Source organism: Streptomyces sp. NRRL WC-3549, from assembly GCF_000721935.1.
In the GTDB taxonomy this organism is placed as follows: Bacteria; Actinomycetota; Actinomycetes; order Streptomycetales; family Streptomycetaceae; genus Streptomyces.
Genome location: NZ_KL585434.1, coordinates 45,205 through 47,087, shown reverse-complemented (window position 1 = coordinate 47,087; position 1,883 = coordinate 45,205). Strand labels below are relative to the sequence as shown.

The window sequence follows — 1,883 nt, the reverse complement described above, 5'->3', positions numbered from 1 at the left end:
CCTGATCGTCGCTTCCGGCCGCGACTCTTACAGCGCGACCGCGTCCGCCTTGAAATCCGGCGGGTAGTTCTTCATGACCACGAGATATCCGTTCTCAGATCCACAGGATCCAGTGTCTCGGGTGTCCAACATCAGGGGTCAAGGCCCCCGTCCTCACCCTGGAAAGCCAACGCTGAAAACGCTCAATGACCCGGTTGACCAAGGCGAGGTGTCTTCCTCATCCTCGGTGACGTCGCACCATCGCTCAAGCAACGCGGCCACGTAAGCCGCGATGCGTTGGACGGAGCTCTTCCACCTCGCTGTCGAGGTCGTCGAAGACCCGGCCGGCGGCCTTGCCATCCGCCGGCCTCTCGCCTTCCCCGACAGCAAGGTCGCAGCTGATGCACGGAGGCTCTCATGCCGCTCTGACAGCCATAAGAAATGACGTCTTCACTCTGCTCCGTTGGCGGAATGGAGCTGGAAGTCGACGACTACGCAACTGACCTGCCCGTCTTCGGTGCGGCCGGTCCAGACGGGGTAAGCTCCGTCGCCTTCGCCGGCACAGAAGGCGATGAGGTTCGGCTCGGGCTCTGCGCCGGGCAGTTCGACGCTGAACTGGCTGTCGCTGCCGAGGGGTATGAAAATGTCGTCGTCCAACTGGTCTTCGGCCACCGTCCGTGTCGCATCCATGAAAGCCGCCGTGCCGGTATCCACGCCAACCCCGTAGAACTGGCCCTCTCCTAGGAGTCTCAGGTCTTCGTCGGGCCGGAGGGCCATCTCCCACTCGTGGGGAGGGATGTCCAGGAACGTCACTCTGGCCGCGGCGACTTCGGTTCCGCTCGTCGTGCGCAAAAGTGACAGGGTGACCGGGAACTCGCCCACTGGCACAGCGACGGTCCGCAGGTCGCTGATCCAGCCGGGGTCCGAGACCGCCAGCTGCCCTGATGTGATCCGCAGCATGCCGACGTCAATGGGCTCGATGACGGCCGGCCCCTCCCGGGTGTCGCACGCACCCGAGCTGAATAGTTGCTCGATACCGGTGGCGCGCAGCGGTCCCGATCCTTCGCTCACCGACACGTCGTTCAGGATTACGGTCGTGGCGGGCTCGTGGCCCTGCTGGGCGAGGAACGGCGCGAACACCTGCCAGTCGCCGAATTCCGGAACGGGACAGAGGAAGTCCTCAACAGGCGCCGCGAACCGCCGCACGGGGACGCTCGATGAGTCGGATGTTCCAGCGAGCAGTGGCGTTGTCGACGCCTCCCGCGGCCCGGCGAACTTGGACTTCACCTCGACCTGCCCGTCGGCCGAGACGGTCGTGGTCTCCTGGACAGTCCACTTCCCGGACGCATACTCCTGCTCGTTGGAAAACTGCCACCGCGTGTTCCAACGAACCAGCAACGTCCCCGTGTGGTGCGGCGCGAGGTCGATCATCTGCATGCGCCAGGACCTGTCGTCGAACAGATACACACGCCACTTCCCACGCGGCCAGCGTTCGACCAGTGCCAGCGGTCGCTGCTGCGCGGACAGCAGAACCGCGTAATCCATCCCGGCAGCATGCTTACGTGCCGCGAGTGCGTGCGACATCGGCTCCGGGTGGGTCATTCCCCGATAGGAACCCCACACCTCGCCGTACGACACATCAAGACTGTCGAAGATCACAGCCACGCATCTCCCCCCGTGGCACCAGCCACCCCCGAGCAGTGGCTCGACGGGTGACCCCAGCCGCAAGCCCTGCCCTTCCGAAACTTCGCTGTGCCGCAGTCTGCCACTGAGGTCTGACACAGAGGACTGGGGAGGCTCGCACCCTGGCGACCGCGCCTCGCGCCGTCTGGCCGGCTGGGCGATCGCCGACCACATGCGCGCGGACCTGGTGCCCGACGCCCTGGCCGCGGCGATCCGAACCC

Annotated in this window: 1 protein-coding gene; it reads right to left on the bottom strand. The window is 65.4% G+C overall.

Annotated elements, in window-relative coordinates:
• Positions 1-429: 429 nt before the first annotated feature.
• Positions 430-1,644: a DUF4241 domain-containing protein gene (locus IH13_RS39920; RefSeq protein WP_158791430.1), complete on the bottom strand. Its 1,215-nt coding sequence runs from the start codon at positions 1,642-1,644 to the stop codon at positions 430-432.
• Between the last annotated feature and the right edge of the window lie 239 nt (positions 1,645-1,883).